Consider the following 21900-nt stretch of genomic DNA (forward strand, 5'->3'; position numbering starts at 1 on the left):
TCTTGCTTATAATTGAAATAGGCAGCGGATCTATCCGCCGCCTATCATAATTTATCTTATTGAGCAGCCTTTGCTTCTTCTATTGCTTTCACTGCTTTAACAACATCTGCTTGCCATTCTTCAACTGTTTTGTCTCCGTTAGCTACTGAGTTGATTGTTTCATATAGGGCATCTGTTACTGATACACCTTCAACTGCTGGAGCTTGAGCAAAACCACCAGAAACTATCTTAACATCATCGCTACTTAAAATATCGTAGAATGATTTTGTAAGTGGGTCTTTGATTAATTCGATAGCCTTAGCTGTAGGTATTACAGCACCACCGTTGTTTTGGAATGCTTCTGCAGCAACATCTGAGTATAAGAATGCTATGAATGCTTTAGCTAATTCAGGTTCTTTTGTTTTGGCTGATACCCAAACTTGTTCGTTGAATGAGTAAACATATCTGTCAGCACCTTCTTTGTATGCAGGAACTGGTAATAGACCCCATTCGAATCCTTCAGCTACACCTTCAGCTTCTTTCATTTCGTTTACTACCCATGTACCATTTGGCATAAATAATGATTCATTTTTCATTACTTGTAATTGGTTTTGTGTAAAACTTTCACCGTTAGCTTGAGCTACTGTGTTTTTGTTTACATGTTTTAATATTTTTCCTAAAGCTTTAAAAACTGGTGTTGCTTCTGTTTCCCATGCTTTTGAATCATAGTTCATTAATTTTGTATATAAATCTTGTCCGCCAACTTGGCTAATCAATGCAGGTATCACTGAGTCGTGGTATCCAGCTACTGGATATGTATAGACTGCTGCACCTTCTTGTTTACCTTCTAAAGCAACTAATTCATCAATTGTCTTTGGTAATTCTAATTTTCCTTCTCCAAATAAGTTAGCATTATGGAAGAAACCATTTGGAGCTAGATGTATAGGAGCTAAGTAAACTTTATCATCACCATAAGGATTTGTTGTTGATCCACCTAATGAACCATCAAGTAATTTTTCTTTAGGTGTTTGGTCTTCTCCTAAAATCTTTGCATCAAAAGCGTCTGTGATTTCTAAAACTTGTTTTTCAGCTAATTGAGCTTCAGTAAGTCCAGCTTCTCTACTTAAAGAAATGTAGTTAACATCTGGCGCTTGACCTGATAAGAATTTTGATCTTACTTCATCTTCAATTTGTTGAGAGAATGTTGCTTCAACTTTAGCACCGGATAATTCTTCAAACTTTTTGATTACTTCATTCCATCCGTCGGTTCCGTAACCACCTTCTAAACCTGCAAATGTAAGAGTTTTCCCTTCAAATGGAAGGCCTTCACTTACTTCTTTGCCTGTTTCTTTTCCTGTTTCTTTTCCTGTTTCTTTTCCTGTTTCCTTATTAGTATTAGAACATGCCACAAGTGATAGTACTAACACTAACGCTAATAATAAAGAAATTATTTTCTTTGCCATATTTTCCTCCTAATTAATTTCTTAATTATAGTATAAAGATTATGAAAACATTTGTCTAATAGCGAAAACGATTTTTTATTATAGATTTGCTTATAAAAATAGAATATATACATAAAACAATGGTAATTACCTATTTATTAGAGCTTGGTGTTTTATTACATTTTTGTAAAAATTTTAGCTATTTGACTTATCTTTTCTAATCTAATATAATTATCTAGTGACTATGGAGAGTTGTCCGAGTGGCTGATGGTGCATGATTGGAAATCATGTGTACGGTGCTTTAGCCGTACCGAGGGTTCAAATCCCTCACTCTCCGCCAATGCACTAGATGGGGAAGTAGCGGTGCCCTGTAACCTACAATCCGCTATAGTAGGGTTGAAGTCCCAGCCTAGATATTTTTATTGATGAGATACGCTTAACAAGTGGTGTTGATGCGGGGGTCCCGTGCAACAAAAGCCTATGAACCATGTCAGGTCCGGAAGGAAGCAGCATTAAGTAGTCCCTTTTGTGTGATACGGGGAAGCCTCTTCTGAGCTAACTATTAAGTAGTGGCATTGATAGCTATAACAAAGCTGGGTGTGCGTACATATTTACAAAGATAGGGCCGTCTCCCTTATTTAATCGCCCTATCTTTTCTTTTTTATCTCACATAACAAAAAAGCTTAGTACCGTGTTTGGTAGCTAATGCTTTTTTGATTTGTTTGTTTTCACAACCTATAATTTCTCTCATAAAAAATCCCATCTTCATAGCCTTGTATAGTAGGATTTTTTTTAGCGTTTTCAAGCCTCTTCTCACCCCAGGCTACATATAACTCGTTTTGTTCAATGCCTATATATCTTCTACTTAGTTTCTTAGCAGTTACTGAAGTGGTACAAGACCCAGCAAAAGGATCTAAGATAAGGTCACCCTCATTTGAAGAAGCAAGTATCAACTTGGCTATTAATTTTTCAGGTTTTTGAGTCGGATGACCAGTATTTTCTTCCATAGACCAAAAAGGAATGCTTATATCATCCCAGAAATTGGACGGATAGGTGTCTCTATATTTTCCATTATCTCCCTCTTTCCAGTCTTTGGCCTTGCCACCTTCTTTATAGGGAGCTAGAACTCTTTTTCTTTGTTTTAACTTATCGATATTAAAGGTAAAATCATCACCTTTACTTACATACCAAATATCTTCCATGGAATTTTTCCAATTATTTTTCGAGCCTCTGCCCTTTTCCCTCTGCCAGGTAATTCTATTTCTGACATTAAAATATTCAAGAAGAATGGGACCTATAATCAAAGAAGATTTCCAATCGCAGCAAACATACATACTAGCATTTTCCTTAAGCTTATCTTTTACCATCTCTATCCATGTCCTTGTGTATTTTTCATAGGTCTTGCTATCTTTTTCAGTAAAGATATTTCCATGGTAGTTTTTTCTTAGATTATAAGGCGGGTCGACTATGATAAGGTCTATAGACTCATCTTCTACATTTTTTAAGACCTCAAAAGTATCCCCTATTATATTTTTATTAATCATATCTTTAAAGGCTAAATCTTTTGTAAAGTAAATAGCATTCTGTAAATATTTTCCAGCCTCATCTAAGCCAAAATCTATAGTTTTATTTCTTTTGGATTTTTGTTTCATTTCTATTCCTTTAGGTATTTTACTTATATTTTAAAGTATATGAATTTTAATAACAAGTGATTAATTTAATAATCTTAGACCATTCTTAGTAAGTTCATAGCATTTATCACAAACTTCTTTTATAAAGTTTCTATCATGTGAAACTGAAATTATTGAACCATTAAATAATTTTAGAGCATTTATAATTTCCGGTTGCGATAAAGGTGATAGGTTTCTTGTAGGCTCATCTAAAACTAAAACTTCACACTTATCTAGATTCATTTTTGCAAAAAATAATTTTGCCTTTTGTCCACCTGATAAAGATTTTACATTTCTATACATCTCTTCTCTTTTAAAATTTAGAGATCCTAGATAAGTTGAAATTTTAGAATGTTCATCCTTGGTAAAATCATAAGATAAATATTCGATAGCATTCATCTCATATTCTTCAAGCTCAAAATAGGTTTGTGGCATATATCCAACATTTAGATTTAAATCTTTCAATTCTTTTATTATTATCTTCAATAGAGTTGATTTTCCAACACCATTTTTACCTATAATGCAAATTTTTTCAGGTCCAATAACTTTTAAATTTATATTTTTAGATAAAGTCATACCAGAAATTTCAAGATTTTCTAAATACATATCTAAAATAACTTTTCCATTAGGTACATTTATATCTTCATCAAAATTTATAGATATCTCTTCTTCATAATCGGGTACTTTTGCAAGATTTTCTCTTTCTTTTTCCAATATTTTTCCCATGGATTTAACTGTATGCATCTTATCTTTCAGATTTTTACCAACTTCTGGATTGTTTGGTTTTGTAGCTCTTAATGAATCTTGCACCGAATCATGAATTCTCCTATATCTAGAAACTTTCTTATCAAATTCCTCTTTATCTTTTTTAGCTCGTTTCGTTTGATTGAAAATGTTTAAGGATCTTTTCTCTACATATTCCTGGTAAGTCATAGAGGCAATAGTATGCTTTGCTTTTGAACGCCTCATTATTTGCTCAAGATGGATTATCCTATTTGCAACATTTGACAAAAGTTCAATATCATGCGAAACAAATATAAGTGGTATATCTAAGTTTTTCATGAAATTTTCAAGCCATTTAACCGACTCTAAATCAAGGTCATTACTTGGTTCATCCATCAAAAATATAGTTGGTGATTTCATAAGTTCCACTAGTAAAATATATTTAATTCTTTCACCACCAGATAAGGTTAAAATATATTTATCAGTAGAAATTAAGTCTTCATCAAAATCTAGTTCAACAATTAATTTGTAGAATAGATTATATTTGAAGAATTCATAGGGAATATTTTCGTGTAAATATTCCTCAGTTGTCTTTTTTAGTACTTCTTCATCTATTGCTTGTGGTAAATAGGCGATATTTTCATTGCTTGTAAAAATATCTCCAGAAATAGAACATATATCTTCTATTAATTTTTTATCATATATAGCCTTCAATAAGATTGATTTACCATTTCCCTCTTCACCTATGAGGGCGACCTTATCAGATTTATTTAATGAAAAAGTAAAATCTTCGATCAAAAGGCGTAAGTCTTCCAGTAGGTATATGTTTAGATTATTAATTTGTAGCATAAATCCTCCTTCAATTTTGAGAATGTATGCCATAATATATGGATATTAAAAATTATTGAATTAGATTTTAGATATAAAAAAATCTGTTTATATAGATAAACAGATAGGTCCGTGCTAAATGATATCATATAAAATGGCATACTAAACAGTACAGGAATATAATCCTGCTAACTATAAGTATTAAATTCATTAATCCATTTTATAAAATTACCATCCCCACTCTCCTTTATTGTGATGACTATATTCTATCTTTTTTTTAGATAATATTCAATTATATTTTTCTGATTTCTATTTATTATATTTAATCTTTGATTTTTTAAGTAATTAAGTCTATAATAAGTATAGACTTATCAAGTCATTAAGGATTTAATCCTTACTTGATTGGTGATATTTTTGCGTAATCACTTAGTTTTTGTTTAGTTGCTTAACTAAGTGATTTTTTTATTTTAAATTTTCAAAAAACTTCAAGGATTTATAACCCTTGAAGTCTTTCCACTTATTCTAATGCTTAAAAACCAAACCATTGTCATCAGCACTTATTTGTACCGCTTCTTTTTCCTTGATTTCTCCAGCAAGTAATTTTCTAGCTAGGCTAGTTTCTAAGTTCTTTTGTAAGAATCTCTTAATTGGCCTTGCACCAAAGGTTGGTGAATAAGCATTTTCTATGATGTAGTCTTTTGCTTTGTCATCAATAGATAAGTTAATCTTTCTATCTTCTAGTTTTCTAGCAATCTTTACCAATTCTAAGTCTATGATGTGACTGATTTGATCTTTACCTAAAGGTTTGAACATAACTATTTCATCAATCCTATTTAGGAATTCTGGTCTAAATCTAATCTTCAATTCTTCATCAACCTTGTCTCTAGCTTCTTGGCTTATTTGACTCTTGTCATCCAAGCCATCTAATAGGTATTGAGACCCTATATTTGAAGTCATGATAATAATGGTGTTTTTGAAATCCACAGTTCTACCTTGGTTGTCTGTTAGTCTACCATCATCTAAAACTTGTAATAGAATGTTGAATACATCAGGGTGGGCCTTTTCTATTTCGTCAAAGAGGACTACTGAATAAGGATTTCTTCTAACAGCTTCTGTTAATTGTCCACCTTCTTCATAACCTACATAACCTGGGGCTGCACCAATTAATCTTGATACAGAATACTTTTCCATGTATTCGGACATATCAATCCTAATCATGTTTCTTTCGTTATCAAACATCAAACCAGTTAAAGCCTTGGCCAATTCTGTCTTACCTACACCTGTAGGTCCTAAGAATATAAATGAACCTATAGGTCTATTTTCATCCTTTAGTCCAGATCTAGCTCTTAAGATAGCTTCTGATACAGCTTCAACAGCTTGGTCTTGGCCGATTACTCTTTCTTTTAATTTTTCTCCAAGAGTCAAGATTTTTTCTTTTTCTGTTTCTTGAAGTTTTGAAAGAGGTATACCAGTCCATTTTGAAACTACTTCTGCAATTTCTTCATCTGTTACTTCTTCTTTTAGATCTGATTCTTGACTAGATTTTTCTTCAGCTTCTTTTAATTCTTCTTGTAATTGTGGTAATTTACCATATCTTAGTTGTGATAACTTTTCAAAATCATATGATCTTTCAGCATCTTCAATTTCAATCTTTACCCTATCAATTTCAGCCTTGATATTGTTTATCTTGTCTAAAACTTTTTTAGAATCTTGCCATTTAGCAAATTTTTCATTGTAAAGATCGTCTTTTTGACTCAATTCTTTCTCTAAAGATGCTAATCTTTCCTTTGAAGATTCATCTGTTTCATTTTTTAAAGCTGTTACTTCTATTTGAATTTGTAATATCTCTCTTCTTAGTTTATCTATATCTTCTGGCATTGAATCTATTTCGGTTTTTACCATAGCTGCAGCCTCATCCATTAGATCTATAGCCTTGTCAGGTAAAAATCTGTCTGTTATATATCTATCTGATAAGACAGCCGCAGATATAACTGCAGAGTCAGCTATTCTTAATCCGTGGTGTAATTCATACTTTTCTTTTATACCTCTTAAAATAGAAATAGTATCTTCAACATTTGGTTGATCAACTAATACCTTTTGGAATCTTCTCTCTAGGGCTCCATCTTTTTCGATGTATTGCCTATATTCATTTAAGGTAGTAGCACCTATTACCTTGATTAAGCCTCTAGATAGGGCTGGTTTCATGATATTACCAGCATCCATAGCTCCATCTGTCTTACCTGCACCAACTATCATGTGCATTTCGTCAATGAAAAGTATAATATCACCATCTGAATCTTCTAATTCATTTATGACATCTTTAAGCCTTTCTTCAAATTCTCCTCTATATTTAGCTCCTGCTATCAAGGCTGCTAAGTCTAGAGAAAGAAGTCTTACACCTTTTAAGTTGTCTGGCACATCATTATTTACAATCCTTTGGGCTATACCTTCTACAACTGCAGTTTTACCTACACCCGGTTCCCCTATTAAAACAGGATTGTTTTTAGTTCTCCTAGACAAAATTCTAATAGCTGATCTTATTTCTTCATCCCTGCCAATGATAGGGTCAATCTTACCTTCCCTCGCATCTTTTGTTAGGTCAACTGTATATTTAGCTAAGGCGGAATCTTCAGCTTGACCCGGGTTGTTTTTCTTATCTTCTTTAAATGCTAAAAGTTTTTCTTTAAAACTCTTATAGTTTACACCAAATTTATTTAGAAGATTTACAACTTCATTATTTTTTTCTTTTAATAAGGCTAAGAACAAGTGATCTACACCTATATAGCTATCATTTAATTCACTAGCTTCATCTTCTGCCTTTAACAAGATTCTTTGGTAGGCGGTAGATGCATGAAGTGATCCACCAGCTTGTTCTGATAAATTATCTACCAATCTTTTCAGCTCTTCTCTAATAGTTGAGGCGTCCTTATCCATTAAATTAATTAGTCTAAATACAAGACCATCTGATTCTTGCATCATAGCATAGGCCAAATGTTTTTCATTTAATTCTGGGTTTGAGTTTTTAATGGCTATATCTTGAGCCTTTTGAATGTATTGTAATGTTTTTTCTGAAAATCTATCCATGTTCATATTATTCCTCCATCATTTGTTTATATATTTCTTCTTGGTCTTTAGTAAGTTCAGGATTTTTAATTTTTATCTTCAAGTATAGGTCACCTAACTTACCCTTCATATCCTTAAAACCTTTATTTCTTAGTCTAATTTTCTTATCTGTTTGAATTCTTTCTGGTATGCTTACCTTTATCTTTCCATCAAAGGTATCTATGGTCTTTTTTGTACCAAAGTAGGCTTCCCAAGGACTTACAACTAGGTCTTTAGTGATATTTAACCCTTCTAATTTATCCTTATCACTTATTTTAATTTTTACATAAATATCTCCGTGGATATCAAATTTATCCCCTTTGATTTTTATGGACTTACCATCTGTAATCCCTGCTGGCCATTTCAACTTTATAGTGGTATTTTGTCCACCTAAAGAAACGGGGATTTGTCTTTGACCCCCATGGTAGGCCTCTGCTATGGTTAAGTTTTGTTCTAGATTGTATCTTGGTCTAGTCTTTGGTCTGGCATTTGAAAATTTCTCCCCAAATCCTCCAAAGAAAGAATCTCTTGAGAATCCTCCTCCAGATCTACCAAATATGGTTTCAAAAAAGTCTGAAAATCCACTTCCGCCTGAGCTAGTATAGGTATAACCATAATTTGATGGATCAAAATTCATCCCATCTTGATAGGCAGATCCAAATTGGTCATATTTCTTTCTTTTATCTTCATCAGATAAAACTTCGTAGGCTTCATTTACTTCCTTTAATTTTTCTGCAGCCTCTTCCGAACCCTTATTTAAGTCAGGGTGATACTTTTTGGCAAGCTTCCTATAAGCTTTTTTTATTGTTTTAGAATCAGCTGACTTGTCTACTCCTAATATTTCATAATAATCTTTATATTGCATAATCTAATCTCCAATCTCTCGTATTAACTCTTGTATATCAAAAACTTTGACTATCTTTGACTTTCATTTTTATTATACCCCATTCGATTACATATAATCAAGTTTTATTACTTTTTTTTAACATTTTCTAACTAGATATTTTAGACTAGATTTAATATAATGAAATTTGAAGAATAAAAATCTGAAGGAGTATATAATGTTTCCAGAAAATAAGATAAATAATTGGTATAAATCTTTACCCTACAACAATAAATTAGCATTTTTTTCTACTATTGTAATAGGTTTTATCTGCCACGGTTTTATGATGGCCAATAAATGGCTAAATCTTGACGACATAGTTCAACTTGTAGACACGATGAATAGGACCACTTCCGGCAGGTGGTTTTTAATGTTCCCATCCGCTATAGGAAGTGAATTTTCCCTACCTTGGCTAAATGGATTTTTAACCATATTTTACTCAGCTGTTATGGCATCTGTTATAGTATCAATGTTTGATATTAAATCAAAAATCAATTCCATTTTAATTGGAGGTATCCTGGTAACCTTCCCTACAATAGGTTCACTAATGCCTTTTATGAATACACAAGATTCATATCAATTTGGGGCTATGCTTACTGGTATTGGAGCCTATTTATTAGTAAAAAAAGACAAGGGTTATTTATATTCAATGGTCTTATTTACCCTATCATTGGCTATTTACCAATCATACTTGGGCTATGCAGCTGGTCTCATCTTAGTCTACTTTTTAATAGACTTATTTAAAAAAGAAAAAACTACTAAAGAAATCTTTAATAACTTTTTGAAAATGATGATTTCTTTTACTGGAGCTATACTAATATATTTAATAGTTTCAAGGGGAATATTTGGAAAATATTTGGTTGACTACAAGGGGCTTGATACCATGGGGTCTATACCTCTTAAAGAACTTCCAACAGCAGTATTTTCAACTTACAAGTACATGTTTTTATTTTTTACCGGCCAGGAGTTTAACTATCATTGGTCCTTTATGCCTTATGTATTTGTAATTTCCTTTATTTTACTTATATATTTAATTATTTATTTAGGAAAGAAATCCAAATTAGACAAAGATAGAATGTTGTTTGCAGCTTTTATATTGATCATTCTTCCACCAGCTATAAATGTAATATATATCATGTCATGGCAGGCTGGAGTAATGTTGAGGATGGCCTATGCCTATACTATATGCTTTATCATACCTTTAATTTTAATAGAATATATTTATAAGATTAGCGATAGGGAAAATCAGGAAATTTCAACAATTCCTGCAAATGAAGTACATGAAAATACGGCAAATAAAAAAGTAAAACTCCTACATATAAGCGTTTGGTTTTTAGTTATCGTAAGCTTCTTGTCTGTCTACAACAATATTTATGTAACAAATAAGGCCTACTTCAAGGTTTGGAATACTAACAAGTCTTCTCATGCTTATGCCAACAGGATTTCAATGAGGATAGAAATGGTTGATGGATATACTACAGATACAAAGGTAGTTATGCTTGGGAATCCAGACTCTAGGACTGACTTTACCCAACTCATTGATACAAGAGATACTGAACCATTCATCATAGCTAATCACTTGACTAGACTTTATTCATTTAAATACTATCCTGAAAGATTTTTAGGACTGGATAATCCTATTAGTGATGTTGATGAAATAACTGAAAATCTAGAACCTTTAAGATCAACAATAGAAAATATGCCTTTATATCCCGCCAAGGATTCTATACAAATGATTGATGGAACTATATATATTAAATTTAAGAATATAGAATAATAAAAAAACTAGTTTTCAACTTTGAGTTTTCTCAAAATTGAAAGCTAGTTTTTTACTTAATATAGATATTATTTTTTTTCTAATGTAGATATACTATTTTTCATCTTTTACATACTCAATTATATCCCCAGGTTGACAGTCCAACTCCCTGCAGATAGCATTTAAGGTTTCTAGTCTAATAGCCTTGGCCTTGTTGTTCTTAAGTATTGAAATATTTGATATAGTTATGCCAACAGCTTCTGATAATTCAGTTACAGTCATTTTTCTTTTAGCTAGCATAACATCTAAGTTAACTACTATCATATTGTTAACTCCATTTCTATTTGCAAGTCAGCTGATTTTCTTACTAGCAAGGCTAGTGGGTAAACTAAAATGTGTCCCACCACAAGGAAAATTATAAAGACAAACCAAACTAATAAAAACCATATAGGGTTTCCATTCATCAAGGTCATAACTACATTAGCTATAGTAGAAAAAATAATGGTAAATATTATCTTTTTATCTATTATTTTTAAAATATCAGCATTTTCGTAGGTAAAAATATTACCTTTATGTAAATTATTCAGCAATCTTATGACATCATATATTCCCCAAATTATCATGAAAGAAACTACATAAGAGATTATAAGCCATAAAATTATTTGCGTTTTCAGTTCACTATAAGTCCCCAACAATCTATATGCTGTATATGTACTCACTATATAGCCTAAAGCGATAGTTGCAAATACAAATATATAAGATAGATACTTCAAATTTAATAAGCTTTTTTTTGTTTTTTTATCAAGAGCATTTTCAAACATAATCCACCTCTTTCTATATACATATAATACATCAAATTAAATTGAAGCTCAATAAAAGTTTATTGAAATTCGATAAATATTTATTGTGAAAATATAATAGTTTAAAAAAATCCATATTTAGTACATAATTAAAATATATTATTGGTACTAGTATTATGATAAATAGATTAATATATAGAAATATACAAATTGTATAAGATTTATACATTATAAACCAATAAATTAATAAAGAAATTAACCTGTAATTTATAAGGAGCTTAAATGCTAGAATTAAAAAATATTTCAAAACATTATAATGTAGCTGGTACCGATTTTACAGCACTAGATAACATAAGTCTAAAATTTAGAAAAAATGAATTCGTTTCAATACTTGGACAAAGTGGGTCTGGTAAGACAACAATGTTAAATATTATTGGTGGTTTAGATAGGTATAGCAGTGGTGATTTAATCATTAACAACACATCTACCAGTACATATAGCGATAGAGACTGGGATAGGTATAGAAACCATTCAGTAGGTTTTGTTTTCCAAAGCTATAATTTAATATCCCACCAAAGTATACTTTCAAATGTTGAGCTCGCCCTTACACTTTCTGGTGTTAATAAAAAAGAAAGACGTCAAAGAGCAAAAGAAATGCTTGAAAAAGTAGGATTAGGTGAACATATCAATAAAAAACCTACCCAATTATCAGGCGGGCAAATGCAAAGAGTTGCCATTGCTAGAGCTTTAATCAATGACCCAGACATCTTATTAGCTGATGAGCCAACTGGGGCTTTGGATAGTGAAACAAGTGAAGTGATAATGGAACTACTTAAAGAAATTGCTAATGAAAAATTAGTAATAATGGTTACCCATAATCCAGAGCTTGCAGAAAGATATTCAACTAGAATAATCAACCTAAAAGATGGCCATATAATTGATGACACTATGCCCTATGAAGATAGCACAAAAAATGAAGCTGATCTTACAAGCAACAATAAAACATCTATGTCATTTTTTACCGCCCTAGCACTTAGTTTTAACAACTTGTTAACTAAAAAAGCAAGAACTATTCTTACTGCTTTTGCTGGAAGTATAGGTATAATCGGTATATCACTAATCTTGTCACTTTCTACAGGAGCTCAAGACTATATAGATAGGATACAGGCTGATACATTAACAATGTACCCAATCACTATAGAAGATAATGCTATAGACTTGTCTTCTTTATTGGAGCTCCAAGAAAATAACAATGATGACAAAGAAGATAAGGATAAAAAGGATGACAAGCTAGTAACAACTAAAAATGTAACTACTCAAATGCTTACTGGTATGCAGGCCTTTACTGGAACTACAGAAAACAACTTAAACAATTTTAAAAAACATATAGAAAACAATAAAGACCAACTAAAAGATTTAACTAACGCCATTGATTATGGCTATAATATAAACTTAAATTTATATAACAAAATAGATGATAAAATAACGAAACTAAACCCTTTTGAATATATAGACAATCCTGCGGAAGATTCAGGATTCGCCACATCTTCAAGCAATCAACCTCTTAACGCATGGGAAGAACTTTTAGGCAATAAAAACCTTCTAGAAAGCCAATACGATTTAGTTGAAGGTAAATGGCCTGAAAAGAAAGAAGAATTGGTTCTCTTTGTTGACAAAGATAATCAATTATCTGACCTATCTCTATATCAATTGGGAATATTAAATCCTAATGATCTTAAAGAAAAACAAGAAAAAATTGCCAAGGGTGAAGAAGTAAATGAAATTGATAAGGATATTTCTTATGATGAAATTCTAAAACTCACTTTTAAATATATACCTTCTGTATCATTTTATGAAAATAAAGATGGTTCTTGGATATCTAAGGAGGATGACCAAGAATTATTAGAAAAACTATACGATGATGCTTTAGAATTAAAAATAGTAGGTATTGTAAAGGCAAGTGAAGACTCTAGTGTTGAATCTGAAAGTGGCAAAGTTGGCTATACAAAAGAATTGACCGACTATATCATTGAAAATGTAAACAATACCGAGATAGCTAAAGAGCAATTAGATAATCAAGAAATAGATGTATTTACAAAAAAACCATTCTTAAAGGCTGGAGAAGAGATACAACCTGCTAAGTTAGAAGAACTACCTGAAAATATAAGGGCATATGTTTCTACTTTACCAGAAAAAGAACAAAAAGAAGCTTTGATTAATTTTGCAGAAGCTTCAAAAAACACTCTTGAAGATAATCTTAAAACTTTGGGGATAGTAGATAAAGCAAGTCCAAACTTCATTAATCTATATCCTAAAGACTTTGAGTCTAAAGAAAAGATAGATGATTTTATCAAAGACTATAATTCAAATATTGATGATGAAAACAACCAAATTAAATATACAGATTTTGTTGGATTAATCATGTCTTCTGTAAGTAGTATAATCAATGTAATTTCATATCTACTTATCGGATTTGTTTCAATCTCATTGATTGTATCCTCTATAATGATTGGAATCATCACTTATGTTTCAGTTCTAGAAAGAACAAAAGAAATAGGTATCCTAAAAAGTATAGGTGCAAGCAAAAAAGATATATCTAGAGTCTTTAATGCAGAAACCATTATAATTGGCTTACTATCGGGGTCTCTAGGCATATTAATTACAGGCTTATTAATATTACCAGCAAATAACATTATAAAATCCCTAACAGGAGTAAATAATTTTGCAGTACTTCCTATTAAAGCAAGCCTCCTATTAATTTTATTAAGTGTTACGCTTACCCTAATAGCAGGAATAATTCCTTCTAGAATAGCAGCAAAAAAAGATGCTGTTGAAGCATTAAGAACTGAATAATAAGCAAAAAGAAGGCTAATTAGCCTTCTTTTGTTTTTATATATTTTATTTTCTAATATTTTGTTACACCATCTTTTGTAACCCTAGCCAATACTAGAGGTTCCATTTCTGGTTTTTCATCTGACAAGCTATAAGCTTCTAATACTAGGTCTTCTGCTGATTTTACTGCAGCTTCATCATTTGTATAAAGAATAGCTATTGTATCACCTTTTTTGATTTGATCGCCTGTCTTTTTAACAAGTTTAATACCTGCTGCAAAATCTAGTTCATCATCTTTGGTTTCTCTTCCGGCACCAAGGATTACTGAGGCATTACCTACTTTTTCAGTATCCATTTCATAAACGTATCCATCTCTATCTACCTTTACTTCATGGTGGATGGCTGCCTTGTCAAACTTATCAAAGTCTTCAATATATGACTTGTCTCCACCTTGGGCTTCAACAAATTCTAAAAACTTATTGTAGGCTGAACCGTCTGCTATGGCACCCTTAACCATTTCTCTGGCCTCATCTATATCTTTAGCAATCTTTGACATATAAACTAGGTTTGCTGCTAATTCTAATGAAACTTCTTCTAAGTCTTTTGGTCCATGACCCTTTAAGGTTTCAACAGCTTCTTCTACTTCTAAGATATTACCAATATTGTGACCTAGAGGTATATCCATTTCTGTAATTAAAGCTATTGTAGATTTTCCAGCATTTTCACCTATGGATACCATTTCTGTTGCTAATTCAATAGCATCGTCTAAGGTCTTCATAAAGGCACCTGAACCTGTCTTAACATCTAATACTATAGCATCAGATCCAGCTGCAAGTTTCTTAGACATAATTGAGCATGCTATGAGTGGTATTGAATTTACAGTAGAAGTAACATCTCTTAAAGCATACAACTTTTTATCTGCTGGAGCCAAGTTACCTGTTTGCCCAATAACTGATATACCAATTTCATTTACTTGGTCTATAAATTTTTGGGTTTCTAAGGATGTTTCCATACCAGGTATAGACTCCATCTTGTCTACTGTACCACCAGTATGACCTAGGCCCCTACCTGACATTTTTGCAACCTTTGCTCCTAAAGCAGCAACTATTGGAGTTAAGACTAAGGTTGTTTTGTCACCTACTCCACCTGTAGAATGCTTGTCTACCTTTATACCTTCAATTTTTGATAAGTCTACTACATCTCCACTATCTCTTACTAGTAAAGTAAATTGTGTAGTTTCTTTTTCTGTCATTCCATTAAAGTATATAGCCATCAATAAAGCTGATACTTGATAATCAGGAATTTCATCTTTTATATAGCCATTGACAAAAAATTCAAGTTCTTCTTTACTTAATTCAAGTCCTCTCTTTTTTTTGTCTATAATATCTATCATTCTCATTTTCTAATCCTCTAATCTATCTGGACCAAATCCCATTGGAACTAGGTCTTTTAGTTTAAATACCTTATAGTCTTCCTCATTTATAGCAACTACTACTTCAAAAGTTTCTGGATCGCAAGTATCCATAAGAGCTTGCCTGCAAACTCCGCAAGGAGGTGTCAATTGGGTCACCTCTCCATGAAGTCCACCCACTACAACAATTCTTTTATACTTTTTGGACCCTTCAGCAATAGCGTGGTATATGGCATTTCTTTCAGCACATATACCATTAGTCAATGAAGGAAGTTCGATATTTACACCAACAAATTTATTGCCATCAACATCTGTAAGTACAGATGCTACACTGAAATCTGAATATATAGGGTTGGCATTTTTCAAATAATCTAAGGCCAACCTAATATCTTCTTTTATCATTTAAGACTCCTTTTATTTTTCAGCTTCCTTTGCTAGGTTAATAAGTCTTGATGTTCCTAATCTTGTAGCACCTAAATCAATAAATTTTTGTGCATCTTCTAAGCTTGAAATACCACCAGCAGCTTTAATTTGTACATGGTCTGCTACGTGGTCTGCAAATAGTTTAACATCTTCAAATGTTGCTCCACCTGAAGCAAATCCTGTTGATGTTTTAATGAATTCAGCTCCTGATTCAGAAACTAATTCACACATTTTAATCTTTTCTTCTTCTGTCAATAAAGCTGTTTCAATGATTACCTTTAAGATCTTATCTCCACATGCTTTTTTGATTTCTTTCATTTCTTCTAAAACATAGTCATAGTTTTTATTTTTCAATTCGTTTATGTTTATAACCATGTCGATTTCATCTGCACCATTTTTAATAGCATCTTCAGTTTCAAAAACTTTTACTTCTTTTGTTGAATATCCATTTGGGAAACCGATTACTGTACAAATTGCTACCTTATCTCCAGCATATTCTTTTGCTCTTTTTACGTATGAAGCAGGTATACATACTGAAGCAGTTTTAGCTTCTGCAGCTTCATCAATTAATCTTTTTATATCTTCCCATGTAGCTGTTTGAGCTAATTGTGTATGGTCTGCGTATGATAATATTTTTTTAATGTCCATTTCTTTTCCTTTCTTGGGGATAATATCCCAATTTAAAATTATTATCTTATATAGTAAATATACCACAATTAAGGCAACTTAAGCAATATTTTTGAAAAGGTTTATCATTTGTTTTCTGTTGAATTTTCTGCTTATTTCGTATAGTTGTTTTATCATTCTAAAATATGTATATTATGCCATCTTTTATTGACAAATGATATAGAATATGATTATATATATAACAATAATATATTGATTATTATTATTGTAAGACAGAAATATAAATCTGAATAATTATTTTCTATTATACTTATAGAAAGGATAATTATTCATTTTAAGGAGGCCTAAATGAGAAAGAAATTAAGCCTATTTTTAATTTTATTAGCAATTTTTCTTGTAGCTTGTACACCTCAGAAAAATTCACTAAAAGATTTTGTTATTCATTATGAATTTAGATTAGCTGCCAAACCTCAAGAAGGCGAGGATGAGCCTTCAGACAAAAATCATTATGTAAATTTTATCATTCAAAATAAGACCCAATCTGAAAAGAAAGATGTTTACGTCACTATGAAGGCTAAAAGAAAAGATACCGGTAAGGAAGAAGAGATATTAAACTTCAAAATTGATAAGATGAAAGCCAAGGAACAATATAAATATAATAGAAAACTTGAAGATTTTGAAATGAAAAAACTTAACAACTCAGAAGGCTTCCCAAGAAACTTTAGGCCTATATTTGAGATTAAATAGAACTGTTGGCATTTAAAACTAAAAGAGATGCAAATCTTGCATCCCTTTTAGTTTTTTATTATGCAATATTTTCTTTTCTTTCAATATTTTGCATATCAATATATGTTTTATATCTTTTATGAGTTTTATAAAGATTTTCATGGACATCATTCCCTGTGATTTGGCCGTTTTCCATAAATATTACCCTATCCATATATTTCACAGTCGATAATCTATGCGTAATGAATAAAATCATCTTATCACTTAAGTCTCTCTTTATAATCTCAAAGACTATATTTTCTAGTTCAGAGTCTAAAGACGAAGTCGATTCATCCATCAATAGGACATCAAAATTTGTTATAAGTGATTTTAAAATAAGTATTCTCTGTTTTTCTCCAGCAGATAAATTTTTAGCTCCTAATTTAAAATCATAAGACATATATTCTTCAGAACTTTCCCCTAGAGCCTTGTCTAATCTTAATTCTTTTATATACTTATCTATACTTTCATAGTCTAAGGATTCTTCTCCCAGTTTTAAAAATTCTTCCAGGTTCGAATATACTATGCTATTTTCTTGAGGAACTAATTTAATTTTTTCCCTTAAAGACTTCAAGTTAATATCATTTATATCGACTCCATTTATAAAAATATTGCCTTTCTTTAGCTCATAAAGTTTTAATAAAAGTTTAAATACAGTTGACTTTCCAGCACCCGAATCCCCTACAAGAGCTATTTTTTCACCGGGACCTATATTTAGATTAATATCCTCTATTCCATAATCCTTTTTAGGATATGAAAAATTAACATTCTTAAAACTAATATTATCTATTTTTCCTATATGTTTTTTATCATTTTCAGTAAAGTCTTCTTTTGCAAGATCTTCATATACCTGAAGCTCCTTTTTATTTACCTTAAGTCTGTTTAGGTCAGAAAAGAAATAACTTATATTTGATATAGGATTTAGCAATTGAAATATATATAGTAAATAGGCTATCAAGACACCTACACTAATTTTCCCCTGATTTACTCTTGATCCACCAACAATAAATATTATAGCTATTATAGCGATTAGAAATATAGTTAAAAATGGTTGGGCAAAAGAGTCAATTTTTCTATTTTTTGAGGAATATCTTTTTATTTCTTTAGAATTTTCATCCAAGTTTTTTATAATATCTTTTTGTCCATTTAATGATTTTATATATATATTATTGTTAAAAATATTAGATAGTTTTTCAATATATTTAGAATTTTCGAGTTGAAAGCTATTAGAATACTTTCCTGAAATAATAGAAATTGGCATTACTACTATCATTATGCATGGTAACATGGTTAGCAAAACTATGCTGAGCTTAGAGTCTAAGCTAAATAAAAAATAAATTGAGATTATAACAGTTACTATAGCACTTATTATGTTAGGAATACTCCTTCCATAAAAATTTTTTATAACAGATATGTTGTTATCTAAATGACTAGGTAATCTTTCTACATTGATAGTATCTAAACTTTCTTCACTTGAGTAAACTATACTACTTATAATATTTTCCCTAATTTCAAATGCCTTATTCTCTGATATATTTACAAAGCTTATATTTCCTACAGAGACCAAAATTGTTTGGAATAAAAATAAAATAACCAATAAAATTTTATTGTCCATAAAATTTAATACATTATCAATATTATCAACTATAAGGCTTACCAAATACGGAATATAAACACTTATAAGCGAAGCTAAAATTAAAGTTAAAGAGCCTATTATATATTTTATTTTCATATTGAATGTATTATTTGATATATTAAAGCCTATATATTTATTTCCTTTACCATCTACTTTTATATATTTATTAATAAATCTTTCTTGTCTTTTCATAATACTCCCTGTTAATAAGCTAATTTTACATATTAGTTCAAAATTTCTTTTTTTTTGTATAAATATCGTTTTTTTTATATAATATTTTATTAATAATATTCTAGCACATCAATTACCGTCTTTCAAATAAAAAAAAGCAGAGACAAATAAAAAATATGTCTCTGCTATAAATTTATATTTAGATTTGTATTAAACTATATGTTTAATTTAATTATCATATTTCATCAATATAAGGTATGGCTTCCATAGCTCCTTTTCTAGATATAGTGATGGCTGCCACCTTAGATGCAAATTTCATTGACTCTTGTAAAGATTTATTTATAGATAATGAATATACTAAGCTACCTATATAGCTATCCCCTGCAGCTGTAGAATCTACTGCTTTTACCTTGTTAGCTTCAACTAAAAAGCTTTCATCTTTTCCATGATACAAGGATCCTAGACTTCCAAGCGTGATTATAAGGTCTGTATTGTATTTATCATAAAATTCTTTTGCTTCATTTTTATACCAGTCAATATAATGGTTATCTTTAGTGTTTTTACCCATAAGTTCCAAAAACTCTGTTTCATTTGGAATAAATAAGTCTACTTTTTTCAACAATTCTTTGTTGAAATCTTGATTGTATGGAGCGGGGTTTAATATTATATATTTTCCTTTTTCACTAGCCTTTTCTATCACATATTCAATAGTTTCCATAGGGATTTCAAACTGCATTAGTATAAAATCAGATTTATCTATTAAATTATCTATATCGTCAATATCTTCTTTTGTAATACTGTAATTCGCACCTGGATAAACAATTATATTGTTGTCAGAATTATCATCAACTGTAATCATGGCTGTACCTGTAGGAAGTTTTGACCTTTTAATGGCAGCTGTATCTATGCCCTCTTTTTTCATAAACTTGATTATTTCGTCTCCTACAAGGTCATCACCAACCGCACCTGCAAAACTAATATCACCTTTCATTTTAGCTATAGTCATGGCTTGGTTGGCACCCTTGCCACCAAAACTTTCTTTCATATTATTAGCTAAAATCGTTTCGCCTAGAGAAGGTAAGCTTTTTACATAAAGGGAAATATCTTTATTGATGCTTCCTATTACTAATATTTTTTTCATATTACTCCCTCTATTTTTCCAACAAGTCCTTATAAGACTCCTCATTAAAAGCTATCTTCACCTTACCAGCTTTGATTTCTTCTATCTTAGATAATATCTTGTTATAAGTATCTTGGTCTAAATAACTTTCTTCAATATAAGGATTCAAGCTTAGTGAATTTTCAGCAAATCCATATGCCACTTTTCTTTTTGCATCTTTATTTGTAACATCTCTTAGGGCTTGGTCTGTAGCCATTTTATAATCTGGACTTATCGACATCATGATATGAGGACTATCCTTGCTAGTTTCATTTAATCCATAGCTTATGGAAAATCTAGACATATCTTCAGCTGCTTCATCTACCCCAAGGCCGCTTTCACCTCCTGTATGGTAGATAATGTCTATGCCAATTTCATATAAGTCTTTAGCCTTAGCTTGTCCTTGACTATAGTCAGAATAATTTTCAAGGTGTTCTGTTTTCAAAGCTATTTGCTTATTTAATTCTTCAGCTGCAGCTAGGATACCACTCTTAAAACCATATTCGTGGTAATCATTCAGTAAATCAGATTTCACGCCGATAAAACCTACCATATTGGACTTAGTTTTTAATCCAGCTGCATAACCTGCTATAAAGGCAGCTTCTTCACTTTTAAATCTTACTGATAATAGATTTTCTCTTTCTGGATCTATGACACTATCCAAAACTATAAAGTTTACTTGTTCATTTTGGTCGGCCATATTTTCAAAAGCCGTATTATTTATGAAAGAGCTACCTATGATTGTCCTATAGTCTTTTTTTATAAGACTTTCAATTGTGGACATATAATCCTTGTCCTTGTTTCCCTTATGAGTTGTATATGAATAAGCATCTCCTAGAGCCTCAATACTTTGGCTTATTTGTCCAATCTTTGGATCCTTATCAAGCCTGTTATCAGAAAGCACACCTATCTTATGACTTGCCTTGTCTCCAAAACTGCAAGCTGTCAATAAAAGAAAAAGACTTAATAGTACTGCCAAGTATTTTATTTTATTTTTCATATTCTTTCTCCTTTTCTTCCAACTCTTCGTTTAATTCAAGCCATTCTAAGCTTAGGTCTTCTTTTTCTTGATTTAAATCATTAATTTTAGAGCTTAATTCATCAGCTTTAGCAAAATCTTCATAAACTTCAGGTTTAACTAAATCTAAGTTTATAGCTTCAACTTCTTGGTTAATTTCTTCAATTCTTTTTTCAGCTCTTTTTATTTTATTTCTAATATTTCTAAGGATTTTTTGTTCTTCTCTTTCCTGCTTCATGGATTTTCTTTTTTGAGTCTTGTTAACTTTAACACCCTCTTTAGCAGTTTCTGTTTCTTGTTTGCTTAGGTAATAGTCATAGTTTCCATTATAGATATGGACTTTTTTATCCTTGATTTCAATTATTTTGTTGCATACCTTATTTAAAAAATACCTGTCGTGACTAATTATAAAGGCTGTAGCCTCATAATTATTTAAGGCATCTTCTAAAACTTCCTTAGAATCAATATCTAAATGGTTGGTCGGCTCATCCATTAGCAAAAAGCTTGCATCAGAAAGCATAAGCTCTAAAAGGCTTACCCTCGCCCTTTCTCCTCCGCTTAAATCTTCTATCATCTTAAATATATCATCACCGATAAATAAAAATCTTGCCAAATAAGATCTAAGGTCATAGTGGGTTAAATATGGATACTTGTCCCAGACTTCATCCAAAATAG

General features: G+C 31.0%; 17 protein-coding genes, 1 tRNA gene and 1 other RNA gene. 5 read left to right on the forward strand and 14 right to left on the reverse strand.

Annotation, left to right across the window (positions count from 1 at the left end):
• Window positions 1-56: 56 nt before the first annotated feature.
• Window positions 57-1442 carry a carbohydrate ABC transporter substrate-binding protein gene (locus tag Q0U66_RS00925; RefSeq protein WP_297376524.1) on the reverse strand — a complete coding sequence of 462 codons (1386 nt, stop codon included), beginning with the start codon at window positions 1440-1442 and terminating at the stop codon, window positions 57-59.
• A 225-nt stretch (window positions 1443-1667) separates the two neighbouring features.
• Between Q0U66_RS00925 and Q0U66_RS00930 the strand changes: the two genes are divergently transcribed.
• Together Q0U66_RS00930 and ffs are read left to right on the forward strand one after the other, a co-directional pair.
• Window positions 1668-1761, forward strand: a tRNA-Ser gene (locus Q0U66_RS00930).
• An RNA gene (ffs, locus tag Q0U66_RS00935) (signal recognition particle sRNA large type) lies at window positions 1762-2026 on the forward strand. It begins immediately after the preceding tRNA gene.
• Window positions 2027-2149: 123 nt separating this feature from the next.
• Here ffs and Q0U66_RS00940 read toward each other — a convergent pair.
• The 4 genes from Q0U66_RS00940 to Q0U66_RS00955 all read right to left on the reverse strand — a co-directional run bounded on the left by Q0U66_RS00940 (window position 2150) and on the right by Q0U66_RS00955 (window position 8609).
• Window positions 2150-3073: a DNA methyltransferase gene (locus tag Q0U66_RS00940; RefSeq protein ID WP_297376526.1), complete on the reverse strand. Its 924-nt coding sequence runs from the start codon at window positions 3071-3073 to the stop codon at window positions 2150-2152.
• 60 nt (window positions 3074-3133) lie between these two features.
• Window positions 3134-4663, reverse strand: coding sequence for an ATP-binding cassette domain-containing protein (locus tag Q0U66_RS00945; RefSeq protein ID WP_297376528.1), 1530 nt, complete (start codon window positions 4661-4663; stop codon window positions 3134-3136).
• 501 nt (window positions 4664-5164) lie between these two features.
• Window positions 5165-7732 carry an ATP-dependent chaperone ClpB gene (gene clpB, locus Q0U66_RS00950; RefSeq protein ID WP_297376530.1) on the reverse strand — a complete coding sequence of 856 codons (2568 nt, stop codon included), beginning with the start codon at window positions 7730-7732 and terminating at the stop codon, window positions 5165-5167.
• A gap of 1 nt (window position 7733) precedes the next feature.
• Complete coding sequence (locus tag Q0U66_RS00955) at window positions 7734-8609, reverse strand: J domain-containing protein (protein WP_297376532.1); 876 nt, start codon at window positions 8607-8609, stop codon at window positions 7734-7736.
• A 196-nt stretch (window positions 8610-8805) separates the two neighbouring features.
• Between Q0U66_RS00955 and Q0U66_RS00960 the strand changes: the two genes are divergently transcribed.
• Window positions 8806-10404 (forward strand): glucosyltransferase domain-containing protein, encoded by a 1599-nt coding sequence (locus tag Q0U66_RS00960; RefSeq protein ID WP_297376534.1) that lies wholly within the window; start codon window positions 8806-8808, stop codon window positions 10402-10404.
• Between the two features lie 93 nt (window positions 10405-10497).
• Here the strand turns inward: Q0U66_RS00960 and Q0U66_RS00965 are convergent, their stop codons facing one another.
• The gene (locus Q0U66_RS00965; protein ID WP_297376556.1) at window positions 10498-10683 is read right to left on the reverse strand and encodes a helix-turn-helix transcriptional regulator; all 186 of its coding nucleotides are present in this window, start codon (window positions 10681-10683) and stop codon (window positions 10498-10500) included.
• Window positions 10684-10703: 20 nt separating this feature from the next.
• Window positions 10704-11204, reverse strand: a complete 501-nt coding sequence (locus Q0U66_RS00970; RefSeq protein WP_297376536.1) for a DUF2975 domain-containing protein — start codon at window positions 11202-11204, stop codon at window positions 10704-10706.
• A gap of 261 nt (window positions 11205-11465) precedes the next feature.
• Here Q0U66_RS00970 and Q0U66_RS00975 point away from each other — a divergent pair, with 261 nt between their 5' ends.
• The gene (locus Q0U66_RS00975; protein WP_297376538.1) at window positions 11466-14036 is read left to right on the forward strand and encodes an ABC transporter ATP-binding protein/permease; all 2571 of its coding nucleotides are present in this window, start codon (window positions 11466-11468) and stop codon (window positions 14034-14036) included.
• A gap of 52 nt (window positions 14037-14088) precedes the next feature.
• On the opposite strand, the gene Q0U66_RS00980 is transcribed toward Q0U66_RS00975, so the two are convergent.
• From Q0U66_RS00980 to deoC, 3 genes are read right to left on the reverse strand one after another with little or no spacing between them, the layout of a single operon-like run.
• Window positions 14089-15414, reverse strand: coding sequence for a pyrimidine-nucleoside phosphorylase (locus Q0U66_RS00980; protein WP_297376540.1), 1326 nt, complete (start codon window positions 15412-15414; stop codon window positions 14089-14091).
• Between the two features lie 3 nt (window positions 15415-15417).
• Entirely contained in the window at window positions 15418-15828 is a 411-nt protein-coding gene (locus Q0U66_RS00985) for a cytidine deaminase (RefSeq protein ID WP_297376542.1), read from the reverse strand.
• Window positions 15829-15840: 12 nt separating this feature from the next.
• Window positions 15841-16497, reverse strand: coding sequence for a deoxyribose-phosphate aldolase (gene deoC, locus Q0U66_RS00990; RefSeq protein ID WP_297376544.1), 657 nt, complete (start codon window positions 16495-16497; stop codon window positions 15841-15843).
• A 327-nt stretch (window positions 16498-16824) separates the two neighbouring features.
• Here deoC and Q0U66_RS00995 point away from each other — a divergent pair, with 327 nt between their 5' ends.
• Window positions 16825-17223, forward strand: coding sequence for a hypothetical protein (locus Q0U66_RS00995; RefSeq protein WP_297376546.1), 399 nt, complete (start codon window positions 16825-16827; stop codon window positions 17221-17223).
• A gap of 58 nt (window positions 17224-17281) precedes the next feature.
• Here the strand turns inward: Q0U66_RS00995 and Q0U66_RS01000 are convergent, their stop codons facing one another.
• The 4 genes from Q0U66_RS01000 to Q0U66_RS01015 form a co-directional block, all read right to left on the reverse strand.
• Window positions 17282-19069, reverse strand: a complete 1788-nt coding sequence (locus tag Q0U66_RS01000) for an ABC transporter ATP-binding protein (protein ID WP_297376548.1) — start codon at window positions 19067-19069, stop codon at window positions 17282-17284.
• 214 nt (window positions 19070-19283) lie between these two features.
• Complete coding sequence (rbsK, locus tag Q0U66_RS01005; RefSeq protein WP_297376550.1) at window positions 19284-20189, reverse strand: ribokinase; 906 nt, start codon at window positions 20187-20189, stop codon at window positions 19284-19286.
• A gap of 10 nt (window positions 20190-20199) precedes the next feature.
• Window positions 20200-21207 (reverse strand): BMP family ABC transporter substrate-binding protein, encoded by a 1008-nt coding sequence (locus Q0U66_RS01010; protein ID WP_297376552.1) that lies wholly within the window; start codon window positions 21205-21207, stop codon window positions 20200-20202.
• On the reverse strand, window positions 21197-21900 hold a 704-nt coding region (locus Q0U66_RS01015; protein ID WP_297376554.1), incomplete at its 5' end, for an ATP-binding cassette domain-containing protein. The genes Q0U66_RS01010 and Q0U66_RS01015, both read right to left, overlap by 11 nt.

The organism is uncultured Helcococcus sp., assembly GCF_946998255.1.
Lineage (GTDB): Bacteria > Bacillota > Clostridia > Tissierellales > Peptoniphilaceae > Helcococcus.

Excerpts from the sequence above, each read along its gene's own strand:
- Q0U66_RS00925 (WP_297376524.1), bottom strand. The coding sequence starts at position 1,442 with ATGGCAAAGAAAATAATTTCTTTATTATTAGCGTTAGTGTTAGTACTA.
- Q0U66_RS00940 (WP_297376526.1), bottom strand. The coding sequence starts at position 3,073 with ATGAAACAAAAATCCAAAAGAAATAAAACTATAGATTTTGGCTTAGAT.
- Q0U66_RS00945 (WP_297376528.1), bottom strand. The coding sequence starts at position 4,663 with ATGCTACAAATTAATAATCTAAACATATACCTACTGGAAGACTTACGC.
- clpB (WP_297376530.1), bottom strand. The coding sequence starts at position 7,732 with ATGAACATGGATAGATTTTCAGAAAAAACATTACAATACATTCAAAAG.
- Q0U66_RS00955 (WP_297376532.1), bottom strand. The coding sequence starts at position 8,609 with ATGCAATATAAAGATTATTATGAAATATTAGGAGTAGACAAGTCAGCT.
- Q0U66_RS00960 (WP_297376534.1), top strand. The coding sequence starts at position 8,806 with ATGTTTCCAGAAAATAAGATAAATAATTGGTATAAATCTTTACCCTAC.
- Q0U66_RS00965 (WP_297376556.1), bottom strand. The coding sequence starts at position 10,683 with ATGCTAGCTAAAAGAAAAATGACTGTAACTGAATTATCAGAAGCTGTT.
- Q0U66_RS00970 (WP_297376536.1), bottom strand. The coding sequence starts at position 11,204 with ATGTTTGAAAATGCTCTTGATAAAAAAACAAAAAAAAGCTTATTAAAT.
- Q0U66_RS00975 (WP_297376538.1), top strand. The coding sequence starts at position 11,466 with ATGCTAGAATTAAAAAATATTTCAAAACATTATAATGTAGCTGGTACC.
- Q0U66_RS00980 (WP_297376540.1), bottom strand. The coding sequence starts at position 15,414 with ATGAGAATGATAGATATTATAGACAAAAAAAAGAGAGGACTTGAATTA.
- Q0U66_RS00985 (WP_297376542.1), bottom strand. The coding sequence starts at position 15,828 with ATGATAAAAGAAGATATTAGGTTGGCCTTAGATTATTTGAAAAATGCC.
- deoC (WP_297376544.1), bottom strand. The coding sequence starts at position 16,497 with ATGGACATTAAAAAAATATTATCATACGCAGACCATACACAATTAGCT.
- Q0U66_RS00995 (WP_297376546.1), top strand. The coding sequence starts at position 16,825 with ATGAGAAAGAAATTAAGCCTATTTTTAATTTTATTAGCAATTTTTCTT.
- Q0U66_RS01000 (WP_297376548.1), bottom strand. The coding sequence starts at position 19,069 with ATGAAAAGACAAGAAAGATTTATTAATAAATATATAAAAGTAGATGGT.
- rbsK (WP_297376550.1), bottom strand. The coding sequence starts at position 20,189 with ATGAAAAAAATATTAGTAATAGGAAGCATCAATAAAGATATTTCCCTT.
- Q0U66_RS01010 (WP_297376552.1), bottom strand. The coding sequence starts at position 21,207 with ATGAAAAATAAAATAAAATACTTGGCAGTACTATTAAGTCTTTTTCTT.